The following is a 20,764-nucleotide window of genomic DNA, read 5'->3' as shown; positions in this document are numbered from 1 at the left end:
GCACGGGTTCTCGCCGGACCACAAGCGGGGATCGGCGAGAAACCGCAACTTCGCCGTCAGGCGACGGAGCGGCTGCCCGCGAGGCTGATTCGGCGCTGGCCGGGATGGCGGGTCTCGGGTGCGCGGGGCGCGGCGCGGGACTGGGCGAACAGCACTGCCCCGGCCGTCCCGGCCACCCGCACCAGGTCGGTCTCGGTGCAGGCAGAGGCGACGCGCAGGCCGAGAGCGTGAAGGTGGCTCTTGCCATACAGGTAGGTCGCGAGGCGGGCACGAGTCGCCGGCGGGATGTCGGAGAGGACCGTTTCCACCATTTCGGAATCGCCGCGATAGAGCGTGCCGAGCACATCGAGGGAGACCGGGCAGTCGTCGGAAAAGGGCAGGCGGGCCTGCGGCGCGGGCATGGGATCCTCGGGATGATCTGGAATTACCCTGAGGGTGGCGCGGCGTGCTTAACAGGAGGTTAAGCACCACCGGGAAATCACAGGCCTCCAAGTCGTCCTGAGACCTGATGCGCCGGCGCCACTGTCCCGCCGGCAGCCGGATCCGGCTGCTGGCCCCACCGATCCGCTCTCGGCGCAATGAAGCGGGTGCGCGACGGAACCGAAACCTGCGACATCCGTCCGCAGGAGACTGTGGGGTGTTCGAAATCGCCGGGATGGAACCGTCATTACTCTCCCGCGTTGTCCCGCCCTTGCGCGGGTGCGGCGGTCACGGGTGCTTGTGGATCGGGTCGACCCAGTACACCGCTTCCGGCCGCTCCACCGGCTCGATCTCGGTGAGGTTGACCACCACCGCCTCGTTGTCGGAGCGCACCAGCACGCATTCCAGTGCCTCGTCCGGCGAGGCATTGATCTCCTGGTGCGGCACGTAAGGTGGCACGTAGATGAAGTCGCCCGGGCCCGCCTCGGCGACGAATTCGAGTCGCTCGCCCCAGCGCATCCGGGCGCGGCCGCGCACCACGTAGATCACGCTCTCGAGCGCCCCGTGATGGTGCACCCCGGTCTTGGCGTCGGGCTCGATCGCCACGGTGCCGGCCCAGATCTTCTGCGCCCCGACCCGGGCGTGGTTGATCGCCGCCTGGCGGAACATCCCGGGCGTCTGGGCGGTATTCGGGTCGAGCTTGTCGCCCGTGATCACCCGCACGCCGTCGTGCTTCCAGCGCGGGACGTCATGGGGCGGGACGTCATGGGCATGATCGTGGGGATGGGCATGGTCTTGAGGCTCGTCCGACATCGACGCTCTCCGAGTGGTTCAGGCCCGTATCCTGCGCCACGCAGCGACGGCACACCAGGCCGGCCACCCTCCCTGTCGTTTGTTTTAAAGAACGAACATCCGTTGCGTGCGAGGCGAAGGCGCCGAAACGAGTGGTGGCGTACCGATCTTCCTGCGGCAATGGCCTGCGAGGGAAGCTTCTTGTCTTTCAAACTGTTCCATAAAAAGAACATTCTCGTTGACTTCGGCACCCGTCCGGCCGATCGTGTCCAGGCATGCGGGGTCGATCACAGGCCCCGCCGCCGCGGTGATTTGAGGCGATTGCGCCGCGAGACCAAACGCTAAAGCACCCCGGCGCCCGCGATGCGCCGGTGGGACAACCCGGAGATACACAGCGATGCTGCTCTGCCGCATGCCCTTCGCCGGTCGCCCCGTTCCGGCTTCCCGCGACTCGTGTCGCCGCGGCGGCCGCCGCGACCCGATGCGCGCCGTCCGCCCGGGCCGCTGAGGCCGGCCCGACTCTTGCACAGTTCCCCAAGACAGGATTTTCGTGGCGCCCCGAGCGGCGGCCGCGACCGGAGACATACGCCCATGCAGCCCGCCCGCATCGTCGAGGTCGGCGAGACCTCCGCCGGGATCGTCGTTCCCGAGACCGACGGCTTCCGCTTCTTCTCCGCCCATCCGGACTTCCACACCCTGGAGGGACGGGTCTTCCGCAGCCCGCGGCACGCCACCCGGGCGGCGCAGGACCTGCACGCCCGCCGGCGCAGCCGGCGTCTCGACGCCTGAGCGAGGCGAAACGATCCAGCAGGGCAGGGGCCGTCCTTCCGGGGCGGCCCCTTCCCGTGTCTAGCGGTTGCGGGCGAGGAGCAGGATCCAGCCGATTCCGATCGTCAGCACCAGGATGCCGATGGTCGCGAAGGCCGGGGTGCCGTGCTCCATCAGCCGCGGCGCGAGTTGGGTGGCGAAGGCCGCCACCACGAGGCCGACCGCGACCCGGGCGGCGGCGCGCTCGATGCCGCGGGTGAGCTTGTCCATGCCCTTCAGCTCGATCTCCACCGTGACGCGGCCCTGCTTGAGCCGCACCAGCATCAGGTGGATCAGCGTCGGCAGCTCGGAGGCCGCGCCGTAGAGGCCGGTCGCCAGGCCCTGGAACCGGCCCTTCAGGTCCTTGACCGAGAATTGTGCCCGCATGTGGCGGGTCACCGTCGGTCCCGCCGCGGCGAACAGGTCGAAGGCGGGGTCGAGCTGGCGCATCACGCCGTCGGCCGTGACCAGGCCCTTGAACAGGATCGCGAGGTCGGTCGGCATCGCGAGGTCGTTCTCGCGCGCCATGGTCATGAAGTCGGTCAGCACGAGGCCGAGATTGAGCGTCGCGCCGTTGTGGCGGGTGACGAAGGCCTGCGAGGCCGCCTCGAGCCGGGTCAGGTCCGGGTTGCTGGCGCCGGTCCAGTCGAGCAGCACCGCCATCAGCCCGTCGGCATCCTCCTGCAGCATCGCGCCGATGAGAACGAGAAGCTGCGAGCGCCGCCGCTGCGACAGCCTGCCGACGATGCCGAAATCGATGAAGGCGATCCGGTTGCCGGACATCGCCAGGAGGTTGCCGGGATGCGGATCGGCGTGGAACAGCCCCTCAATCAGCGCCATCTGCAGGAAGGCATCCACCCCGCGCTGCGCCAGGACCTTGCGGTCGAGCCCTGCTTCCTCCAGGCGCTTGGTGTCCGTCGGCGGGATGCCGTGGACGAATTCCTGCACCAGCACCCGCTCGGAGGTGTATTCCCAGAAGACCTTCGGGAAGACCACGTCGTCGCGGTCGGCGAACAGGGCCGCCAGCATCTCGCAGTTGCGGCCCTCGTTGGCGAGGTCCAGTTCCTCGCGCAGGCCGTTGGCGATGTGGCGCATCTGCTCGGTCGGCCGGTAGCGGGCCATCTCTGGCCACTCGGTCTCGACGATGCGCGAGGCGTGCGACAGGAGCCGCAAGTCCGCCTCGATGATCTTCTGGAGCCCCGGGCGCCGGACCTTGACGATCACCTCCTCGCCGGTCTCGAGCCGGGCACGATAGACCTGGGCGATCGAGGCCGAGGCGATCGGATCGGTGTCGAACTCCGAGAAGATCTCGGTCGGCGGGGCGCCGAGATCGGCTTCGAGCTGGGGCCGGATCACGTCCCAGGGCAGCGGCGCGACCTTGTCGTGCAGCTTGCCGAGCTCTTCCGTCCATTGCGGCGCCAGCAGATCGGCGCGGCTCGCCAGCACCTGGCCGAGCTTGACGAAGGTCGGACCCAGGGCCTCGATCGCCCGGCGCAGGCGCTCGGGCTGCGACAGGCGGGTGAGATCGACGGCAGGCGCGCTGCGCCAGGCGAGGCGCGGGATCGCCCGCAGGCCGAGCCGGTCGACGACCTTGTTGACCCCGAAGCCGATCAGGATGCCGGCGATTTCCTGGAGGCGCTGGCGGTCCCGCGCCGCGACGATGGCGGTTTTCAGCATCTGCGCGTCGAATCTGCTCGGCTGGCATGGATGGGGGCGCCGGCCGGGGCAGGCCGGCCAGGCGAGGCGACGCGGGCGGAAGGGCCGCCCGGGCCGACGATGGGGGTGGGCGCGCGCATCGGCATCCTGATCCTCCCGAACACGTCCCGCTCCTACGCGGCGCGCTCGACCGCCTCCATGCGGTGTCAACCGGGCGGGACTGGGGCGGCGGGCGCGGGCCCTTTCGGCGGTAGCGCATGACCCGGGTCAGCACAATCGCATCGGGGGGCCGGCGCTTCATTGCCGCAACTCTTGCTCTTGCCGTACGCGCGACTCCGGCTGCACGTGCGAAGGCCGGCCCCGGGCGCCCCCGGGACCGGCCTCTCTCACTGTCCGACGATTCGGCGCCCGATTACATCCGGCCGCCCGCGCCCGCGCCCGCGCCGCCGCCGGGCTGGCCGGACTTGGCGCCCCCCTCCGGCATCGGCCGGGCGTTGTTCGGCTGGCCGCCGGCGCCGCCACCGCGCTGGGTGCTCCCGGTGGTCTCCGGGCCGTTGCCGCGGCCGCCCATCTGACGGTCACCCGCCTGCCGGTCGTTCATGCCGCGCTCGCCGCCGTTGCGGCCGGGCTGGTTGCCCGCCGCCTGATCGGGCCGGACGCTGCCGCGCTCGCCCATCTCGCGCCGGTCCTTGCCGTCGGTCTTCGTTTCGCCCCGCGACAGGTCGCGGTTGCGCTCGCGGTCCATGGTGCCGTCGCGGCGCTGCTCGCTCCGGCTCAGGCGATCCTCGCGGCGCTCGCTGCGCACGTCCTCGCGGCCGCGGACGCTGCCGGTGACGCTGCCGCGCTCGCTGACCGACAGGCGGCGGTACTCGGGCGAGCCGACGAGAACGCGCCGGCCCGAGATCGTGACGTAGCGGTCGGCACCGCCGCGCTCGGTCACAACCAGGCGCCGGTATTCCGGCGAACCGTAAAGGACACGCTGGCCACGCACCACGACGTAGCGGCGCGGCCCGCTCTTCTCGCGGATGACGAGACGACGATACTCGGGCGAGCCGACCCGCACCCGGCGGCCCTGGATCGTCACGTACTCGACCCGGCCCGCACGGACGCCGCGCTGCTCGCGCTGCTCGACCACGACGAGGCGGCGGTACTCGGGCGAGCCGTAGATCACCCGCTGGCCCGCGATCGTGACGTAACGGCGGCCGCCAACCGTGGTGATGCGATCCTCGCGCGCCTCGCTGCGGACGCTGGTTCGACCCTCGCGACGGTCGAAGCGGTCGGCCCGGTCGTCGCGGTGATTCATCTGGCGGTCACCGTCCCGGCGCTCGTCCATCGCCCGGCGCGCGTCGCGGTCGGCCCCGCGCTCGCCGGCGCGGCCGGTCTCGGCGCGGTCGCGGGTCCCGTCCTGGCGGTCCGCCATGCCGTTCTGGTTCGCGCCCTCGCGGCCAGCACCTTGACGGCCCGGCTCGGCACGGGCCTGGCCCATCTCCGCCTTGCCGGTCTCACCCTTGCCCATCTCGCCACGGGCCTGCTGGCCGCCCATCTGGCCACCGCCTTGCCCGGTCTTAGGACCGGACTGGCTCATCTCGCCACCGCGACCCGGCGCGCCGCCGGCCGCCGGGCTTCCGGCATTCTGCGCGTAGGCCGAAGTGCTGAGCAGCAGCGCGGCCAGTCCAACTGTCAATCTGTTCATGGTCAATCGCCTCCCTGCGCGCCGGGATTGGGTGCGACGGCGCTGCGAAGATGCTTCAAAACGCCGACTTCAAAATATCGTTCCGGGTTAGTCGTATGTCGTCTGACGTATCGTGTTATCCAATAGCCGAGCTTTCGGGTGAAGACTTGCCGCCATGTAGCGCCACGCCGGGCGGACTGCGTCGCACCCTGGCTCGAGGCCCTTCGCGGGTAGCCCGGTGCGGAACTGTTTCCGCAGAGCCAACGTTGCTGGGGACCGTAGCCGTTTCGCGTCCCGCTTCAGGGTGTGGGGAGCGTCGGCGTCGAGACGGAGGTTGAGCGCGCAGGATGGTGGCGGAGCCGATGACGACGCAGCCCGGGCGGGATTGGCTCGATCTCTCCAGCCCGCCGCAGCCGCCGCCGGAGAATCCGGAGGCCCCCGCTGCCTCCCGCGTCTCCGTCGCCCGTGGCGGGCTCTCCGCTGGCTTGCTCTCCGGGGGCTTGCTCGCCGGGGGATTGGCGCAGCTCCGCACCGGCGCCGCCCGGACCGGGAGCGCCGCCGCGGGCCATCTCCAGCCGGTGCTCGCGGCTGCCGCCGGGCCCCTGCGCAGGGTCGCGCCGGCCTGGCAGGGAGCGGCCGAGCGCGTCGGCGCGCATCCCCTCGCATCCCGCGCCGTCGGCGCGGCCCGGCGGGCCGGGGCGCTGCCCTGGGGCCGCGGCCTGCTGCTCGCGGCTTTGAGCGGCTTCGGCCTCGCGGCTCTCTTCCTCGTCTGGTGCGCCGCGACGCTGCCGCCCCTGAACGGGAATCTCCCTTCGCCCCGCACCCTCACGGTACAGGCGGAGGACGGCACGCCGATTGCCCGCCGCGGCGTCGCTCGGGGGCGGACGCTTCCTCTGCAATCGGTGTCCCCAGCCATGGTTCAAGCCTTCCTGGCCGCGCAGGATCCGTGGTTCGAGGACGGGTATCGGCTCGATGCGACGGGGATCGCCGCCGTGATCGGCCGTGCCTTCCGCGATACGATCAGCGACGGACCCCGGTCCGGCGGCCCTCGCCTGACCCAGCGCCTGGTCCGCCGCGACCTCATCGGAGCCGTGCCTGGCCAGCCGCGCAGCCTCGCCGACCGGGTGCGCGAGGCGATGCTGGTCCTGTGGCTCTCCGCGCGGGAGAGCGACGCGCAAATTCTCGCCCGGGGCCTCGACCTCGCCCGCTTCGGCCCCGGCCTCACCGGGATCGACGCGGCGGCCAGAACCCTGTTCGACAAGAACGCCGCGTCCCTCGGCCCAGCCGAGGCGGCCTATCTCGCCGGCCTGACCCTCTCCCCCGACATGCAGCCCGACCGGGATGTGACGGAGATCCGGGCGCTCGGCCACGCGGTGCTCGACGGCATGATGATGCGCGGCAAGCTCACCGCCGGCGAGGCCGGGGAGGCTGGGCGGGCTCTCGATGGTCTCGGTCCCGTCGGCACCACGCCGGTGACCCGCAGCGGCTTTCCCGACCTCGCCCTGGCCGAGGCGGGCGCCCGTCTCGGTCCTGAGCCGCCGCGCGAGGCGGTTTTGCGCACCACCCTCGACCGCGACCTTCAGGCCATGGCCGAGACGGCGGTCGAGCGCCGCCTCGACGCCGCCGGCCGCGGGGGCACCCGGTCCGGCCTCCTGGTCCTCGGCCCCGATGGCAGCGTGCATGCCGTCGTCGCCGGCGGCGCACCGCTCAGCCACACGCCGGAGGCCCGCCGCGCCGCCGCTGCCAGCCTCCGCCATCTCGGGCGCGACGGGCGCCCGGTCTACGACCGGCTCGTCGCCGCACCGATGCCGACGGCGGAGCGGCGCACGGCGCTCCTCACGCTGCTCGCCGACCTCGCCCGCCCGCCGGAGGCTGCCGACGATCCAGCGAGCCGGGACGGGCTGTTCGTCGGCCCGGTCGGCGACCTCCTGGTCGGCACCTACCTCTCCGGCACGGCGGCCGACAACGGGGCTGGCGACGGGCCTGAGGCGCTGTTCCAGGACCTGGCGGCGCAGGTAGCGAAGGTCCGCCCGGCGCCGCAGGTCGCCGAGGCGCGCGAGGCCGCCCGCGAGACCGGCAGCACGGCCCGCGGCGCCTCCCGTCCGGCCTGGCAGAATCCCGGCGAGCGCCCGACCGCGACCCCGACCTTGCGCGGCGTGCCGCGGGTGATCGATACCGGCCGCCTGCGCCTCGACGGGCAGAGCGTGCGCCTCGCTGGCGTCGAGGGTCAGGGCGGCGCGCTCGCCCGCGAGTTCCGCCAGTACCTGCGCCGGCGCGAGGTGACGTGTCAGCCGGCCGGAAGCGCGGATCTCTACCGCTGCCGTGCCGGCGACCAGGATTTGTCCGAGGTGGTGCTGTTCAACGGTGCCGGGCGGGCCGCGCCGGGGGCTCCGCCGGAGCTGCAAGCGGCGGAGGCGAGCGCGAAGGGGCGGAAGGCCGGTCTGTGGCAGTGAGGGCCTGCGGCCCTCACACCCCGAGATACGCCGCCGTCACCTCCGGGTTGCGGGCGATCTCCGCCGCTTGGCCCTGGAGGCGGATCCGGCCGGTCTCCAGCACGTAGGCGTAATCGGCGATGGCAAGCGCCGCGCTGGCATTCTGCTCGACGAGCAGGATGGTCCGGCCCTCCGCCCGAAGCGACGCGATGATCGAGAAGATCTCCTCGACGATGAGGGGCGCGAGGCCCATCGAGGGTTCGTCGAGGAGGAGCAGCACCGGCTCCGCCATGAGCGCACGGCCCATCGCCAGCATCTGCTGCTCGCCGCCCGAGAGGTAGCCCGCCTGCTGGCGCAGACGCTCGGCCAGCCGCGGAAACCGTGCTTCGACCGCCGCTTGCCGCCGCGCGGCCTCCGTCCCCGGCACGTGGTAGGCGCCGAGCCGGAGGTTCTCGGCCACCGTCATGTTGGCGAAGACCTGGCGGCCCTCCGGCACCTGTACGATGCCCCGCCGCGCGATGCGGTGCGCCGCCTCGCCGGCGATGTCGACCGGGGCGTCGTCGCCGAACAGCACCTTGCCCGCCCGGGGCTTCATCAGGCCCGAGAGGCTGCGCAGGATCGTGGTCTTGCCGGCGCCGTTCGAGCCGATCAGCGACACGATGGTGCCGCGCCGCACCGAGAGGCCGATGCCGTGGACCACGTCGGCCCGGCCGTAGCCGAGACGAAGTCCCTCGACGGTCAAAAGCTCGGCGGAACCTCGCTCGCTCACGACACGGCTCCCCGGCTCACGCTGACCTCATGGCTGCCGGTGCCAAGATAGGCCTCGATCACCGCCGGGTGGGCGCGCACCTCCGCGGGCGTGCCGTCGGCGATGCGGCGACCGAAATTCAGGACCGTCAGCCGGTCGCACAGGCTCATCACCAGGGGCATGTCGTGCTCGACGAGCAGCAGGGTCAGGCCGCGCTCGTCGCGCAGGCGGCGCAGGAGGCCGAGGAGGGCGTGGGTCTCGGCCGGGTTCATGCCGGCGGCGGGCTCGTCGAGCAGCACGAGCCGCGGCTCGCAGGCGAGCGCCCGGGCGATCTCGAGCCGGCGCTGGTCCCCGTAGGGCAGGTCGCCGGCGCGGGTATCGGCGGCGTCCAGCAGGCCCACGAAGGCCAGGAGATCGCGCGCCTTGGCCTTGGCCTGGCGCTCCTCGGCCCGGAAGCCCGGACCGCGCAGGAGGATGCCCCAGGTCGAGGACAGGCGCGTGTGCAGGCCGGTCATCACGTTCTCGAGCACCGTCATCTCGGAGAAGATGCGGATGTTCTGGAACGTGCGGGCCAGTCCCAGCGCCGTGCGGCGGTACGGCGGCAGCCCGTCGAGGGGCTGGTCGCCGAGGCGCACGCTGCCGGCGCTGGGGGCCAGCACCCCGGAGACGAGGTTGAACAGAGTGGTCTTGCCGGCGCCGTTCGGGCCGATCAGCCCGTGGACGGTGCCGGGCTGGACCGTGAAGTCGACCGAGTCGACCGCGACGAGACCCTGGAAGCGGCGGGTGAGGCCCTGGACAGTCAGCAGTGCCATGGCCGTCAGCCCGTGCGGGCGATGCGCCAGGGCAGGATGCCCCGCGGCATGAAGAGGACGGCGAGCACGATGATCAGGCCGTTCACCATCAGGCGGAAGTCGGCGAGCGGGCGCAGCACCTCCGGCAGCAGGGTCAGGATGGTCGAGCCGAGAACCGGCGCCAGCGGCGAGCCGATGCCGCCGAGGAGCGCGTAGCTCAGGATCGTGACCGCCGCCTCGAAGCCGTACTCGTTGGGGCCGATGAACGAGGAGACGTGGGCCGAGAGGCAGCCGGCGACCCCGGCCATGGCCGAGGAGACGACCAGGGCGACGAGCCGGTAGCGCGGCAGGTTCACGCCCATCACGCCGGCCGCGGCCTCGTCCTCGCGCATCGCCTCCATGGCGCGGCCGACGCGGGAGCGCGCCACGAGGGTGAGGCCGACGAGCAGCACCGCCAGCGTGCCGTAGATCGCCGGCACGCCGCCGCGCTCCGGGATGTTGGAGAGGCCGAGCGCGCCGCCGGCATAGTCCCAGTTGAGGAAGACGATGCGGGTGATCTCGCCGAGCCCGATCGTCGCGATGGCGAGGTAGACGCCGGTGAGCCGCAGCGTCGGCCCGCCGACGATGAGCGCCAGCACGGCCGGCACCAGGGCGGCGGCGACCATCGACACGGCGAAGGGCGCGCCGAACTTCACCGAGAGCAGGGCGCCCGTATAGGCGCCGACGCCCATGAAGGCGGCTTGGCCGAGCGAGAGCTGGCCCACCGCCAGCACCACGTAGACCGACAGGGCCAGGATGCCGTTCACCCCGATCCCATGGATCAGGCTCTGGTAGGTCCAGTAGAAGTCGTCGAGGGCTTCCCACATGGCAGTCAGGCCCGCTTGGCGGCGGCGCGGCCGAACAGGCCGAGCGGACGGAACCACAGGGTGGCGACGAGGAGCGCGAAGGCGATCATGTCCTTGAGGGTCGAGGAGAGGTAGGCGGCGGTGAGCACCTCAGCGAGACCGAGGAGCAGGCCGGCGAGAAGGGCGCCGCGCAGGTCGCCGAGCCCGCCCACGATGATGACCGCGAAGCCGCGCAGCATCATGTGCTCGCCCATGAAGGGCTGGATGGCGTTGAAGTTGAGCCCGACGAGCACGCCCGCCGCGCCCCCGATGGCGCCGGACAGGAACGACACCACCCGCAGCATCAGGGCGCCGTTGATGCCCATCAGGGCCGCGGCGTCGGGGTTCTCGGCCACCGCCCGGATGGCGAGCCCGATCCGCGAGCCGCGCACCAGCGCCAGCAGCGCCAGCATCAGGACGATCGCGGCGGCGAGGATCAGGATCTGGGTCGTGCCGACCCGCACGTCGCCGAGGCTGTAGGCGCCGCCCGAGAACACCTCGGCCGGGAAGCGCCGGATCTCGGTGCCGAGCGCCGCCGCCATGCCGGCATAGAGGAAGAGCGTCGCGCCGAGCGTCACCATCAGCGAGGCGAGCTCGGGCGCCTTCGCCTTGCGCAGGCGGGTGAGGAGCAGCGTGTCGAGGAGGACCGCGATCAGCCCGGCGATCAGCGCGCCGACCGGCAGCGCGGCCCAGATCGGCAGGCCCAAGCCTTGCGTGCTCCAGAGCGCCGCGAAGGCCCCGAGGGCGAAGTAAACCCCGTAGGTGAGATTGATGACGCCCATCACGCCGAACATCAGCGTGAAGCCGATGGCGAAGAGGGCGTAGGTCGCGCCGAGCACGACGCCGTTGACGAGCTGCTGCTCAAGCATGAGGTTGGAATTTCGGTGGGCGCCCGGCGCCCGCTGCGGCCCGGCCTCAGGGCCGAACAGGATGACGATGGCGCGACGTGGCCGATATCGCGCGGCGGGTCAATCGGTGGTGATCGGAGACGCAGCACAGCACCGAAAGGTGAAGCGCGGTTCCCCTCTCCCACATGGCAGAGGGGAACCGCGCTTTGACTCGGGGCGTCTTCGAACGGCGCCCGCTTACTGCAGCAGCTGGAACTTGCCGCCCTTCATCACCAGCACCACCACGCCGGACGTGTCCGCCGGGTCGCGGCTGTCCGAGAAGGAGAACGGGCCCATCACGCCGGTGTGCTTCACCTTGATGAGCGCGTCCTTGATCTTCTCGGAATCCGGGGCGCCGGCCGCGTCGATCGCCTTGGCGACGATGAACAGGGTGTCGTAGGCCTGGGCCGCGAACTGGTCGGGCAGGTCGCCGCCGTACTTGTCCTTGAAGGCGTTGACGAAGGCCTGGTTGGCGGCGTCCGGCTTGCCGATGAACCACGGGCTGCCGACGAGGGTGCCGTCCGCCGCCTTGCCGGCGATGTCGCCGAGCTTGGGCGAGTTCAGGCCGTTGCCGCCGATGAAGAACACCTTCTCGGGGATGCCGAGCTGGCGCGCCTGCAGCTCGATGCCGGAGGCCGCCTCGACCAGCGCCGACAGCACGATCGCGTCGGGGTTCAGCGCCTTGATCTTGGTGAGCTGGGCCGAGAAGTCCGAATCCTTCGAGCCGAAGGTCTCGGTCGTCAGGGTCTCGATGCCGAGCTTCTCCAGCGAGGTCTTCATCACGTCGTAGGCCGACTTGGTGAAGGCGTCGTCGTTGCCGTACATCACGGCGACGCGCTTGATGCCGAACTTGTCCTTGGCCGTCTTGAGTGTGACCGGGATGACGTCGGCCTCCGGCAGCGAGGTTCGGAAGACGTAGGGGCCGATCGCCGTGATGCCGTTCGCCGTCGTCGAGGTGCCGACGATCGGCACCTTGCGCTCGTTGGCGACGGGGCCGGCGGCGAACATCTCGTTCGACAGGGTGGGGCCGAGGATCAGCGGGACCTTGTCGCGGCCGATGAGCTTGCGGGCGGCGTTGAGCGCCTGCTCCTTGGCGCCGGCCGAATCCTCGTAGGCGATGGCCAGCGGACGGCCGCCGAGCACGCCGCCGGCCTTGTTGATGTCGGCGAGCGCGAGGTCGAAGCCGCGCTGGATCGCGATTCCGTAGCGGCTGTTCGGCCCGGTCAGGATCTCGATCGCGCCGAGTTTCACCGGCGCCTTGTCCTGCGCCTGCGCGCCGGCCAGGCTGCTCCCCAGCAGTGCCGCCGCGAGCAGCACTCTCCTCGACATCGACCGCATCCCGGTTCCTCCTCGCATCCGCCGTTCTCGTTGGGCCGCGTGCCGGCGCGAGGACGAAACCCGGACCGTCGCGCTGGACGAGACAGCGCCTTAAAGCACTGGAGCGGGGAGGTAAATCGATTCCGGCAGCGAGTTCATGCGCGAACGGCCCCGCCGGTGGGCGGAGCCGTCCTGACATGCTGCGAAAGGATGATTTTCAGAGTGCGCGGTCGAAGCGCAGCTCGCCGGCCTGGCTCTTGATCACGAGCTGCGAGCCGACGAGGTCCCACTGGCCCGAGGTGCGGAGCGCGGTGAGGAACTGCATCTCGGAGGCGCCGACCGCCTTGTCGCAGCTGCGCTTGGTCAGCGCCAGCGGACCGACCGCGAGGTGCTGCTCCTTGAGCGGGAAGGCGGTCGCCGCGAAGGTGTTGCAGCCGCCGAAGCCGCGGGCGCGGTACTGCTTGTCGATGATGAAGCTCGGCCGCTCGGCCCCGGCGAAAGGCTTGCCGTTGAGGCTCACCGCCGTCCAGGTCGAATCGAGCGGGAAGATCTTCTCCTGCGCCTTCATCGGCGGGATGTATTGCGGCGCGTTGGCCTTGTCCCGGTTCTTCTGGCCGTAGCCCATCATGTTCTGCGCCGAAGCCTGCGTGGCCGACGCCAACAGCGCGACGGCACCGGCGGCCAGCGCAACCTGCATCGCCTTCATCGCATTCCCCATTTGACTTGTCGTGTTGGTGGCGAACCGTAGAGAGGGCACCCCGCGCCCGCAACCCTGGCTGCCGGCGCGGATGCCCCGTGGCGGCATCTTGCCGACGACTGTTGCAATTATGCGGCAAGCTTGGCCGTAATGTGGCAGGACTCGCGAAAGCTTGTCGGTGTGGCAACGAAAGCGGAGCCCCGCCGTTAGCCAGGGCGTCGCCGCGTCAGCGGGCGGCGCGGACGAGGCACGAGACGTACAGGGGACGGGTTTCAGTGAACGGCGCAGACGACATCACGGCGGCGCAGCTGCGCCGGGCGCGGGACCTGCTGGGCTGGTCGGAGGACGAGCTGGCCCTGCGCGCCAACGTCGACGCGGAGAGCATCCGCCAGTTCGAGGCGGGCCGCTATCCACCATCCCCCGAGCAACGCGGCGCGATCCGCGGCGCCCTCGTCGCGGCGGGAGTGGAGCTGACTGACGGCGCCTATCCGGATGCCCGCTTGCGCCCGGACGACGCGCCGGACAAGGGCATCCATCCGAGCGAGCTCACCACCGAGAACGATCGCTGACAGGCCGGCCCGGGACCTCCGACCGAAGGATCGCCCGGCGCCGCCGTCGTCAACCCAGAGCCAGTGCCTTGAGGTCGAAGCCAGGATCCTGGGCCTCATCGGGCGTCGGGCTCCGGCCCGACTGGAGCAGCCGCCGGGCGATCATATGGTCGGCCGGGCGGTTGAGGGATTCGACCCCGGCGAGGCGTTCCCCGCGGTAGCAGAACACCGAGACGGCGCCGGATTCCGGATCGCCCCGGGACACGGCGCGGTCGTGCGGCTGGCATAGGCCGGCGATCTGCAGCTTGAGCGGGCCCTGGTCGCTCCAGAACCACGGCACCGCCGTGAACGCCGAAGGCCGGCCGGTGAGGCGGGCCGCGACGCAGCGGGCGCCATCGACGGCGTTCTGCACCGATTCGATCCGCACTCGCGCGCCCGCGGCGTGGGGCGAGGGGACGCTGGTGCAATCGCCGATCGCCGAGATCGCCGGATCCTCGGTGGCGAGCATCGCGTCGACCGCGATCCCGTTCTCGACCCGCAACCCCGCTGACAGGGCGAGATCGTCGTTCGGCAGCACGCCGATGCCGACGAGGACGAGGTCGGCCGCGACCTCGCGCCCGTCCGCGAGGGCCACGGCCCGGGCGCGGTCCGTCCCGACGATGCCGGAGACGGCGCTGCCGAACAGGAACCGCGTCCCGGCCCTCGCGTGGGAGGCCTCGATCCGGGCGGCCATACCGGCGGAGACCGAGCGGGCGAGGGGCCGCTCCAGCCCCTCGATCACCGTGACGGGCAGGCCCTTCTGGGCGCAGATCGCCGCGAATTCGAGCCCGATGAACCCCGCCCCCACCACCGCGACCGAGCGCGCCTCGGCGAGCGCCGCCTTCAGGCCGTCGGCCTCGGCCAATGTCCGCAGCTGGTGAATTCCGGCCAAGTCGGCGCCGGGCACCGGCAGCGGGCGGTTGCGCGAGCCGGTCGCCAGGACGAGGTGGTCGTAGGCCAGCGCCTCCCCCGAGGCGAGGTGGAGGCGGTGGGCCGCCCGGTCGATCGCGACCGCCCGCTCGCCCCCGCGCACGGTCAGCCGATGCTCGGCGAAGTACGCCTCCGGCCGCAGGGCGAGACCCGCCGCATCGGTCTTGCCGAGCATGTAGGCCTTCGACAGCGGCGGCCGGCCATAGGGCAGGCCGGGCTCCTCGCCGACGAGGGTCACCGGTCCGGCATAGCCGCTCTCCCGTAGGGAAGCCCCGAGCTGAAAGCCGGCCTGGCCGGTACCGACCACCACGATTCCGTTCATCGGCAGGACATAGCCCGGAAGAAGCGACGCCGTCGAGCGGGCGCCTACCAGGCGACGCAGAGCTTGCCGAAATGGCCCCCGCTCTCCTGGTGGCGGAACGCCTCGGGCAGCTCGGCGAAGGCGTAAGTCCGATCGATCACCGGGCGGATCCCGGTCCGGTCCAGGGCCGCGACGTAATCCTGCTGCTGGCGCCGGCTGCCGACGATCAAACCCTGGAGGCGGGCCTGCTTGGCCATCAGCGCCGAGGTCGGCACCTCGCCGGCCCGACCGGTGAGCACGCCGATCAGCGCGATGTGGCCGCCGACGCGGACCGCCTCGATCGATTGCGCCAGGGTGCCGGGCCCGCCGACCTCGACGACGTGGTCGACGCCGATGCCCCCGGTCCAGTCGCGCACCTGCCGGCCCCAATCGGAATGAGTGCGGTAATTGACGGTGTGGTCGGCGCCGAGCGCCCGCACCCGCTCGAGCTTCTCCTCGGAGGAGGAGGTAACGATCACCGCCGCGCCCATCGCCTTCGCGATCTGCAAGGCCGCGATGGAGACTCCGCCGGTGCCGAGCGCCAGCACCATGTCGCCGGCCTTGAGACCGCCATCGCCGACGAGCGCCCGCCATGCCGTGAGGCCCGCCGTGGTGATGGTGGCGGCCTCGGCATGGCTCCAGCCGCGTGGCGCGTGGGTGAAGGCACCCGCAGATCGGACGGCGCACGTGAGGGCGAAGCCGTCGACGCCGTCGCCGGGCACCTGCGCGAAGTTGCCGACCGGCGCCTGCGGCAGCCCGTCCGCCCAATGCGGAAAGAAGCAGGAGACGACCGCATCGCCGGGGGCGAACTCGGTCACGCCCTCGCCGACCGCCTCGACGAGGCCGGCGCCGTCCGACATCAGCACGCGGCCGTCCTCGGCGGGCGAGCGGCCGCTCGCCACCAGGAGGTCGTGGAAATTGAGCGAGGTCGCGTGGATCGCCACCCGGATCTCGCCACGACCCGGCGCGCCGGGATCGGGCCGCTCGGCGATCTCCAGTCGGTCGAGGCCGCCGGGCTTACGTACGACGAAGGCCTTCATGTGTCCTCCTGACCGGTCGCCGCCGCGGGGCGGGCGACGGGGTTCGGGTGAGGGGGACGCAGTTAGAACATGGACCCGGGGATTCGAGCGGGGGGACGTGGATTTTGGGGCTGTCGCGCAGCATCCGCCTGACCGGCAGCGCAATGATCGTCACGGCGCGATGGATCGTCCTGGAGCACGACGAACCGACTTTCTCACCAACCTCAAGGAAGGCCAGTTGACGATAAAAATCCATCGGATGTTTACATGATTATTCATATATCTCAAATATGATCCTGGGATCGCTGGCGCGGCATTTGCGATGATAAGTTTATATTATTTTTTGGAAGAGTTATTTCTTGACATTCCGACACTTCAGATCGCAATAGTACGGTCTTTGAAAATAATATTTATTGGGATCGCTCTCATCGCAGTTTGCATGGTCTGCTATGTCCCCGCTGACTACGCGCTCATGATCTACGTGCTCGCGATGATGCTGCCCATCTTCCTGTCTGTTCGATACCAGCGGCAGCGCCGCAGATCGAAGCGCGGATCGATCGCACAGTCGCGGTGAACAGCCTCGGAGCTAGGCTGCACGGGAAACTCTGTGCGCCGCGGCAGCGATCCGTTCATCATAGAAGGCCGGGACAGCCTGCGCGACGCGGGGAGCAATTTCGCGCAGTCTCGGCTGGACGCCTGAGGGCCACGATGAGGCGGACGGCGTTTTGGTCCTCAATGCTCCTGCGCCGCCAGCACCGCCTCCGCCCGGATCTCCTCGGTGAGCTGCGCCTTCAGCCGCGAGAATTCGGGGCTGGTCTTCACCGTGTAGTGGCGCGGATGGCCGAGATCGACCGGCACGTCGGCCTTGATCCGTCCGGGCCGGGCCGTCATCACGATCACCCGCGAGGCCATGAAGATCGCCTCCTCGATGTCGTGTGTGACGAAGATCACGGTCTTGCGCTCCCGCTCCCAGATGCCGAGCAGGAGTTCCTGCATCAGCCCGCGGGTCTGGTTGTCGAGCGCCCCGAACGGCTCGTCGAGGAGCAGGATGGCTGGATCGTTGGCGAGCGCCCGGGCGATGGCGGTGCGCTGCTGCATGCCGCCGGAGAGCTGCTTGGGGTAATGCCCCTCGAAGCCGCGCAGGCCCACCTTGTCGAGATAGGCCGCGACGATCTCGCGGCGCTGCGCCGCCGGCACGCCGCGCTCGCGCAGGCCGAAGCCGATATTCTCGGCCACGGTGAGCCACGGGAACAGGGTGTAGGACTGGAACACCATGCCCCGGTCGGGGCCGGGCCCGCGAACCTCGCGCCCCTCGATCAGCACGCGGCCGGCGCTCGGCCGGTCGAGCCCGGCGACGATGCGCAGCAGCGTCGACTTCCCGCAGCCGGAGGGGCCGAGAATCGTGATGAAATCGTTCTTGGCGACGGTGAGGTCGGTGGGGCTGAGGGCCTGCACGGGCTTGGCGCCGCGATGGCCGGGGAAGACCCGCGCCACGCCCTCGACCGCGACCTCGATGGTGTCCCGCATCAGGCGAGCTTCCAGGGAAACAGGAGCCGGTTGGCCGCCTTGAACAGGAAGTCCGAGACGAGGCCGATCAGCCCGATGACGATGATGCCGAAGATGATCTGCCCGGTGGCGAGCAGGGCCTGGCTCTCGATGATCATGTGGCCGATGCCGGACGAGGAGCCGATCAGCTCGGCGACGATGACGTAGGTCCAGGCCCAGCCGAGCACGAGGCGCAGGATCTCGGCGATCTCGGGCGCCGTCGCCGGGATCAGTACCCGGCGGATGATGCCTGTATCGCTGGCGCCCAAGGTGTAGGCCGCCTCGACGAGGTCGCGCCGGACGTTGCCGACCGCGACGGCGATCATCAGGATGAGCTGGAACACCGAGCCGATGAAGATGACGAGGAGCTTCTGCGTCTCGCCGATGCCGGCCCACAGGATCAGAAGCGGCACGAAGGCCGAGGCCGGCAGGTAGCGGGCGAAGGACACGAACGGCTCGAAGAACGCCTCGACCGGTTTGTAGGCGCCCATCATCACGCCGAGCGGCACCGCCACCAGGCAGGCGAGCAGGAAGCCGCCGACCACCCGCCACACCGTGACGCCGATATCCGACAGGAAATCGAACCGGGTGAGGAGCAGCCAGCCGTCCTGCACCATCGTGATCGGATCGGCCAGGAAGGTCTTCGGGACCAACCCTCCGAGGGTCGCGGCGGCCCAGGCCGCCACGAACAGCACGAAGAAGCCGATCCCCAGGACGGCCTTCGCCGGGCCGCCGACCGGCTGCAGCGGACGAAGGTGCCTCACTGCACGAAGCGGCCGTCGACGAGCCCGGCGATGTCGGGCTTCTGCCGGATCACCCCGATCTCGAGCAGCAGGTCCGCCGCCTGCTCCGAGAACTTCTGGATCTCGCCGTTGAAGAACGCCTTGTTGGCGGCGCGGTCCTGCCAGCGCAGGAACTTCGCGGAGTTGCCAAAGGCCTCGCCGGTCTGCTTCACGTCGGCACCCATGATCTCGTAGGACTTCTGCGGGTCCTTGGCGATCATCTCCAGCGCCTCGAAGTAGCTGTCGGCGAGCGCCTTCGCGGCCTTCGGGTTCTGGTCGAGGAATTCTGGCGTGCAGCCGAAGGTATCCATCACCATCGGGTAGTCGAGGGTGGTGGCGATGATCTTGCCGGCCTGCGGCGCGGCGCGCACCGAGGAGAGATAGGGCTCGTAGGTCATCGCAGCGTCGTTCTGGCCGGCGATGAAGGCCTGCGCGGCCGGGCCAGGCTCGAGGTTGACGACCTTCACGTCCTTGAGCGACAGGCCGTTGGCCTTGAGGATCCAGGCGAGGCCGAAATAGGGCGCGGTGCCGGGAACCGAGGCGGCGACCGTCTTGCCCTTCAGGTCCTTGATCGACGCGACGTCGTTGCGCACGGCGAGGCCGTCGGCGCCGTAGGACTTGTCGAGCTGGAAGATCTGCTTCGTCGGCACGCCGTTGGCGTTCCACACCACCCAGGTCTCGACCGTGGTGGCGGCGCATTGCACGTCGCCGGAGCGGATGGCGAGGTGGCGGCTCGCCTGCGGGATCTTCTTGAGCGAGACGTCGAGGCCGTTCTTCTTGAAGATGCCGGCCTCCTTAGCCAGCGTCAGGGGGGCGAAGCCGGTCCAGCCCGACAGGGCGACCGTGACCTTCGTCTCCTGCGCGTGCGCCGGCAGCGCCAGCGCGAGCGCCCCGACCAACCCTGCGGCAACCGCCTTCATCGTTCCCTCCCTGCCAAGCCTCGCCTGTCGTACCGGCACGGGGCCTTTGTGTATAGACATAATAGCGGGCAGCCTGCCCGCGGATCCGGCACTTCCGCGCTCAGACGCGCGGCGCTGCACCCGAAACGCCCCGGGCGCGTTGTCGGGGCTGACGCAATGTCACCGGGAGCAATCGGATGAGCGGAACAACACGCCCCACCGTCGTGGTGACCGGTGGCAGCGCCGGAGTCGGGCGGGCGGTCGCGGTCGCTTTCGGGCGCCGGGGCTGGAATGTCGGGATCGTGGCGCGGGGCCGGGCCGGGATCGAGGCGGCGGTCGAGGAGGTGCGTGCGGCCGGCGGGCAGGCGCTCGGCTACCGCGCCGACGTCGCCGACCCGAAGGCGGTCGATCGCGCCGCCGACGCCTTCGCGCAGGAGTTCGGCGGGATCGACGTCTGGGTCAACAACGCGATGGTGACGGTCTACGCCGAGGTCGCGCACACGACCCCGGACGAGTTCCGGCGCGTCACCGACGTCACCTATCTCGGCCAGGTCCACGGCACGCTCGCGGCCCTGCGCCACATGAAGGCGTCGGATCGCGGCACCATCGTGCATGTCGGCTCGGCGCTCGCCTACCGGTCGATCCCGCTCCAGGCGGCCTATTGCGCGGCGAAGTCGGCGGTGCGCGGCTTCGTCGACAGCCTGCGCACGGAATTGCTGCATCATCGCAGCGGCATCCGGCTCACCATGGTGCAGCTGCCGGCGGTGAACACGCCGCAATTCGACTGGGCCCGCTCGCGCCTGCCACGCAAGCTCGAGCCGGTGCCGCCGATCTTCCAGCCCGAGACGATCGCCGAGGAGATCGTGCGCGCCGCCCACGATGCGCCCCGCGAGCTCTGGATCGGTACCCCGTCCTGGCTCGCGATCTTCGGCGCGCAGGCCGCACCCGCCTTCAGCGATCACTACCTCGCCCGCCACGGCTACCGGGGCGAGATGACCGCGCAGGCGGCGGAGAGCGGCCGGCCCGACAACCTGTTCGAGCCGGTCGATGCCCGGCGCGACCACGGCGCCCACGGCCGGTTCGACGCGCGGGCGAAGGACCGCGTCGTCGCCGCCGACCCGATGTGGCTGCATCTCGGGATACTCGCGGCGGCGGGGCTGATCGGGGGCTCCGCGCTGGCGGCGGCGAGGCGGAGCGGACGGTGAGGAAAGGGCGCCCGGCTCCGTCCGGGCGCTTCCCGATCAAGCCGCCATGCTGCGGCAATGGGCGGCGCAGGCGCGACATTCCGTGACGCAGTCCTGCATGTCGCCGACCGCCGCGCAGCTCGTCGCGCAGGCCTCGCAGACCTCGGCGCAGGCCCGGCAGGTGTGCCGGTGCTCCGGCAGCCCGAGCAGCATGAGATGCGCCGAGGTGCGGCAGATCTCGGCGCAGGCCAGCATCAGGCGGACGTGCTCCGGCTCGACGTGCTTGCCGCCGGCCGGCAGGCAATGGTTCGAGGCCATGCCGAGGCAGGTCTGGTAGCAGCGCAGGCAGGCGTCGATGCAGTCCTGCATCTCCGG

At 70.7% G+C, this 20,764-nt stretch carries 20 protein-coding genes; 4 read left to right on the top strand and 16 right to left on the bottom strand.

Features of this window, described 5'->3' with window-relative positions; translation table 11 throughout:
• Nucleotides 1-56: 56 nt before the first annotated feature.
• Nucleotides 57-401, bottom strand: a complete 345-nt coding sequence (locus tag MFF64_RS04965; RefSeq protein WP_099906518.1) for a hypothetical protein — start codon at nucleotides 399-401, stop codon at nucleotides 57-59.
• A 307-nt stretch (nucleotides 402-708) separates the two neighbouring features.
• Nucleotides 709-1,233: a cupin domain-containing protein gene (locus MFF64_RS04960; protein ID WP_099906520.1), complete on the bottom strand. Its 525-nt coding sequence runs from the start codon at nucleotides 1,231-1,233 to the stop codon at nucleotides 709-711.
• A gap of 570 nt (nucleotides 1,234-1,803) precedes the next feature.
• Here MFF64_RS04960 and MFF64_RS04955 point away from each other — a divergent pair.
• Nucleotides 1,804-2,001 carry a hypothetical protein gene (locus MFF64_RS04955; protein ID WP_093567644.1) on the top strand — a complete coding sequence of 66 codons (198 nt, stop codon included), beginning with the start codon at nucleotides 1,804-1,806 and terminating at the stop codon, nucleotides 1,999-2,001.
• Between the two features lie 60 nt (nucleotides 2,002-2,061).
• Here the strand turns inward: MFF64_RS04955 and MFF64_RS04950 are convergent, their stop codons facing one another.
• Together MFF64_RS04950 and MFF64_RS04945 are read right to left on the bottom strand one after the other, a co-directional pair.
• Complete coding sequence (locus MFF64_RS04950) at nucleotides 2,062-3,696, bottom strand: ABC1 kinase family protein (protein ID WP_099906522.1); 1,635 nt, start codon at nucleotides 3,694-3,696, stop codon at nucleotides 2,062-2,064.
• A gap of 391 nt (nucleotides 3,697-4,087) precedes the next feature.
• Nucleotides 4,088-5,368 (bottom strand): hypothetical protein, encoded by a 1,281-nt coding sequence (locus MFF64_RS04945; protein ID WP_099906524.1) that lies wholly within the window; start codon nucleotides 5,366-5,368, stop codon nucleotides 4,088-4,090.
• Nucleotides 5,369-5,709: 341 nt separating this feature from the next.
• Between MFF64_RS04945 and MFF64_RS04940 the strand changes: the two genes are divergently transcribed.
• Nucleotides 5,710-7,800 (top strand): transglycosylase domain-containing protein, encoded by a 2,091-nt coding sequence (locus MFF64_RS04940; protein ID WP_238189851.1) that lies wholly within the window; start codon nucleotides 5,710-5,712, stop codon nucleotides 7,798-7,800.
• 13 nt (nucleotides 7,801-7,813) lie between these two features.
• Here MFF64_RS04940 and MFF64_RS04935 read toward each other — a convergent pair whose 3' ends face one another.
• From MFF64_RS04935 to MFF64_RS04910, 6 genes are all read right to left on the bottom strand, one after another.
• Complete coding sequence (locus MFF64_RS04935) at nucleotides 7,814-8,548, bottom strand: ABC transporter ATP-binding protein (RefSeq protein WP_099901206.1); 735 nt, start codon at nucleotides 8,546-8,548, stop codon at nucleotides 7,814-7,816.
• On the bottom strand, nucleotides 8,545-9,339 hold the full coding sequence (locus MFF64_RS04930; RefSeq protein ID WP_238189849.1) for an ABC transporter ATP-binding protein: 795 nt from the start codon (nucleotides 9,337-9,339) through the stop codon (nucleotides 8,545-8,547). The genes MFF64_RS04935 and MFF64_RS04930 overlap by 4 nt, the downstream gene beginning before the upstream one ends.
• 5 nt (nucleotides 9,340-9,344) lie before the next feature.
• Nucleotides 9,345-10,184 (bottom strand): branched-chain amino acid ABC transporter permease, encoded by an 840-nt coding sequence (locus MFF64_RS04925; protein WP_099905294.1) that lies wholly within the window; start codon nucleotides 10,182-10,184, stop codon nucleotides 9,345-9,347.
• A 5-nt stretch (nucleotides 10,185-10,189) separates the two neighbouring features.
• A complete protein-coding gene (locus tag MFF64_RS04920) occupies nucleotides 10,190-11,071 on the bottom strand; it encodes a branched-chain amino acid ABC transporter permease (RefSeq protein ID WP_099905292.1) in 882 nt (293 codons plus the stop codon).
• Between the two features lie 216 nt (nucleotides 11,072-11,287).
• Complete coding sequence (locus MFF64_RS04915; RefSeq protein ID WP_238189847.1) at nucleotides 11,288-12,418, bottom strand: ABC transporter substrate-binding protein; 1,131 nt, start codon at nucleotides 12,416-12,418, stop codon at nucleotides 11,288-11,290.
• A 205-nt stretch (nucleotides 12,419-12,623) separates the two neighbouring features.
• On the bottom strand, nucleotides 12,624-13,112 hold the full coding sequence (locus tag MFF64_RS04910) for an META domain-containing protein (RefSeq protein ID WP_099905296.1): 489 nt from the start codon (nucleotides 13,110-13,112) through the stop codon (nucleotides 12,624-12,626).
• Nucleotides 13,113-13,378: 266 nt separating this feature from the next.
• On the opposite strand from MFF64_RS04910, the gene MFF64_RS04905 reads away from it, so the two are divergent.
• Nucleotides 13,379-13,672 (top strand): helix-turn-helix domain-containing protein, encoded by a 294-nt coding sequence (locus tag MFF64_RS04905; protein ID WP_099905288.1) that lies wholly within the window; start codon nucleotides 13,379-13,381, stop codon nucleotides 13,670-13,672.
• Nucleotides 13,673-13,721: 49 nt separating this feature from the next.
• Here the strand turns inward: MFF64_RS04905 and MFF64_RS04900 are convergent, their stop codons facing one another.
• The 5 genes from MFF64_RS04900 to MFF64_RS04880 form a co-directional block, all read right to left on the bottom strand.
• Nucleotides 13,722-14,942: an NAD(P)/FAD-dependent oxidoreductase gene (locus MFF64_RS04900; protein WP_238189845.1), complete on the bottom strand. Its 1,221-nt coding sequence runs from the start codon at nucleotides 14,940-14,942 to the stop codon at nucleotides 13,722-13,724.
• Between the two features lie 44 nt (nucleotides 14,943-14,986).
• Nucleotides 14,987-16,000 carry a zinc-dependent alcohol dehydrogenase family protein gene (locus MFF64_RS04895; RefSeq protein ID WP_238189842.1) on the bottom strand — a complete coding sequence of 338 codons (1,014 nt, stop codon included), beginning with the start codon at nucleotides 15,998-16,000 and terminating at the stop codon, nucleotides 14,987-14,989.
• A 711-nt stretch (nucleotides 16,001-16,711) separates the two neighbouring features.
• Complete coding sequence (locus MFF64_RS04890) at nucleotides 16,712-17,506, bottom strand: ABC transporter ATP-binding protein (RefSeq protein WP_099902515.1); 795 nt, start codon at nucleotides 17,504-17,506, stop codon at nucleotides 16,712-16,714.
• Nucleotides 17,506-18,288 (bottom strand): ABC transporter permease, encoded by a 783-nt coding sequence (locus MFF64_RS04885; protein WP_238189840.1) that lies wholly within the window; start codon nucleotides 18,286-18,288, stop codon nucleotides 17,506-17,508. The genes MFF64_RS04890 and MFF64_RS04885 overlap by 1 nt, the downstream gene beginning before the upstream one ends.
• Nucleotides 18,285-19,226, bottom strand: a complete 942-nt coding sequence (locus MFF64_RS04880) for an ABC transporter substrate-binding protein (protein ID WP_238189838.1) — start codon at nucleotides 19,224-19,226, stop codon at nucleotides 18,285-18,287. Before MFF64_RS04880 ends, MFF64_RS04885 begins: the two co-directional genes overlap by 4 nt.
• Nucleotides 19,227-19,402: 176 nt before the next feature.
• Between MFF64_RS04880 and MFF64_RS04875 the strand changes: the two genes are divergently transcribed.
• Nucleotides 19,403-20,410 carry an SDR family oxidoreductase gene (locus MFF64_RS04875; protein ID WP_238189836.1) on the top strand — a complete coding sequence of 336 codons (1,008 nt, stop codon included), beginning with the start codon at nucleotides 19,403-19,405 and terminating at the stop codon, nucleotides 20,408-20,410.
• A 36-nt stretch (nucleotides 20,411-20,446) separates the two neighbouring features.
• Here MFF64_RS04875 and MFF64_RS04870 read toward each other — a convergent pair whose 3' ends face one another.
• Nucleotides 20,447-20,758 (bottom strand): four-helix bundle copper-binding protein, encoded by a 312-nt coding sequence (locus tag MFF64_RS04870; protein WP_099904113.1) that lies wholly within the window; start codon nucleotides 20,756-20,758, stop codon nucleotides 20,447-20,449.
• Nucleotides 20,759-20,764: the final 6 nt, after the last annotated feature.

This window comes from Methylobacterium frigidaeris (genome assembly GCF_022179185.1).
Lineage (GTDB): Bacteria > Pseudomonadota > Alphaproteobacteria > Rhizobiales > Beijerinckiaceae > Methylobacterium > Methylobacterium frigidaeris.
The sequence above is the reverse complement of the archived record's forward strand: the minus strand, read 5'-3'. Positions and strand labels throughout refer to the sequence as shown.

Excerpts from the sequence above, each read along its gene's own strand:
- MFF64_RS04965 (WP_099906518.1), bottom strand. The coding sequence starts at position 401 with ATGCCCGCGCCGCAGGCCCGCCTGCCCTTTTCCGACGACTGCCCGGTC.
- MFF64_RS04960 (WP_099906520.1), bottom strand. The coding sequence starts at position 1,233 with ATGTCGGACGAGCCTCAAGACCATGCCCATCCCCACGATCATGCCCAT.
- MFF64_RS04955 (WP_093567644.1), top strand. The coding sequence starts at position 1,804 with ATGCAGCCCGCCCGCATCGTCGAGGTCGGCGAGACCTCCGCCGGGATC.
- MFF64_RS04950 (WP_099906522.1), bottom strand. The coding sequence starts at position 3,696 with ATGCTGAAAACCGCCATCGTCGCGGCGCGGGACCGCCAGCGCCTCCAG.
- MFF64_RS04945 (WP_099906524.1), bottom strand. The coding sequence starts at position 5,368 with ATGAACAGATTGACAGTTGGACTGGCCGCGCTGCTGCTCAGCACTTCG.
- MFF64_RS04940 (WP_238189851.1), top strand. The coding sequence starts at position 5,710 with ATGACGACGCAGCCCGGGCGGGATTGGCTCGATCTCTCCAGCCCGCCG.
- MFF64_RS04930 (WP_238189849.1), bottom strand. The coding sequence starts at position 9,339 with ATGGCACTGCTGACTGTCCAGGGCCTCACCCGCCGCTTCCAGGGTCTC.
- MFF64_RS04925 (WP_099905294.1), bottom strand. The coding sequence starts at position 10,184 with ATGTGGGAAGCCCTCGACGACTTCTACTGGACCTACCAGAGCCTGATC.
- MFF64_RS04920 (WP_099905292.1), bottom strand. The coding sequence starts at position 11,071 with ATGCTTGAGCAGCAGCTCGTCAACGGCGTCGTGCTCGGCGCGACCTAC.
- MFF64_RS04915 (WP_238189847.1), bottom strand. The coding sequence starts at position 12,418 with ATGTCGAGGAGAGTGCTGCTCGCGGCGGCACTGCTGGGGAGCAGCCTG.
- MFF64_RS04910 (WP_099905296.1), bottom strand. The coding sequence starts at position 13,112 with ATGAAGGCGATGCAGGTTGCGCTGGCCGCCGGTGCCGTCGCGCTGTTG.
- MFF64_RS04900 (WP_238189845.1), bottom strand. The coding sequence starts at position 14,942 with ATGAACGGAATCGTGGTGGTCGGTACCGGCCAGGCCGGCTTTCAGCTC.
- MFF64_RS04895 (WP_238189842.1), bottom strand. The coding sequence starts at position 16,000 with ATGAAGGCCTTCGTCGTACGTAAGCCCGGCGGCCTCGACCGACTGGAG.
- MFF64_RS04890 (WP_099902515.1), bottom strand. The coding sequence starts at position 17,506 with ATGCGGGACACCATCGAGGTCGCGGTCGAGGGCGTGGCGCGGGTCTTC.
- MFF64_RS04880 (WP_238189838.1), bottom strand. The coding sequence starts at position 19,226 with ATGAAGGCGGTTGCCGCAGGGTTGGTCGGGGCGCTCGCGCTGGCGCTG.
- MFF64_RS04875 (WP_238189836.1), top strand. The coding sequence starts at position 19,403 with ATGAGCGGAACAACACGCCCCACCGTCGTGGTGACCGGTGGCAGCGCC.
- MFF64_RS04870 (WP_099904113.1), bottom strand. The coding sequence starts at position 20,758 with ATGCAGGACTGCATCGACGCCTGCCTGCGCTGCTACCAGACCTGCCTC.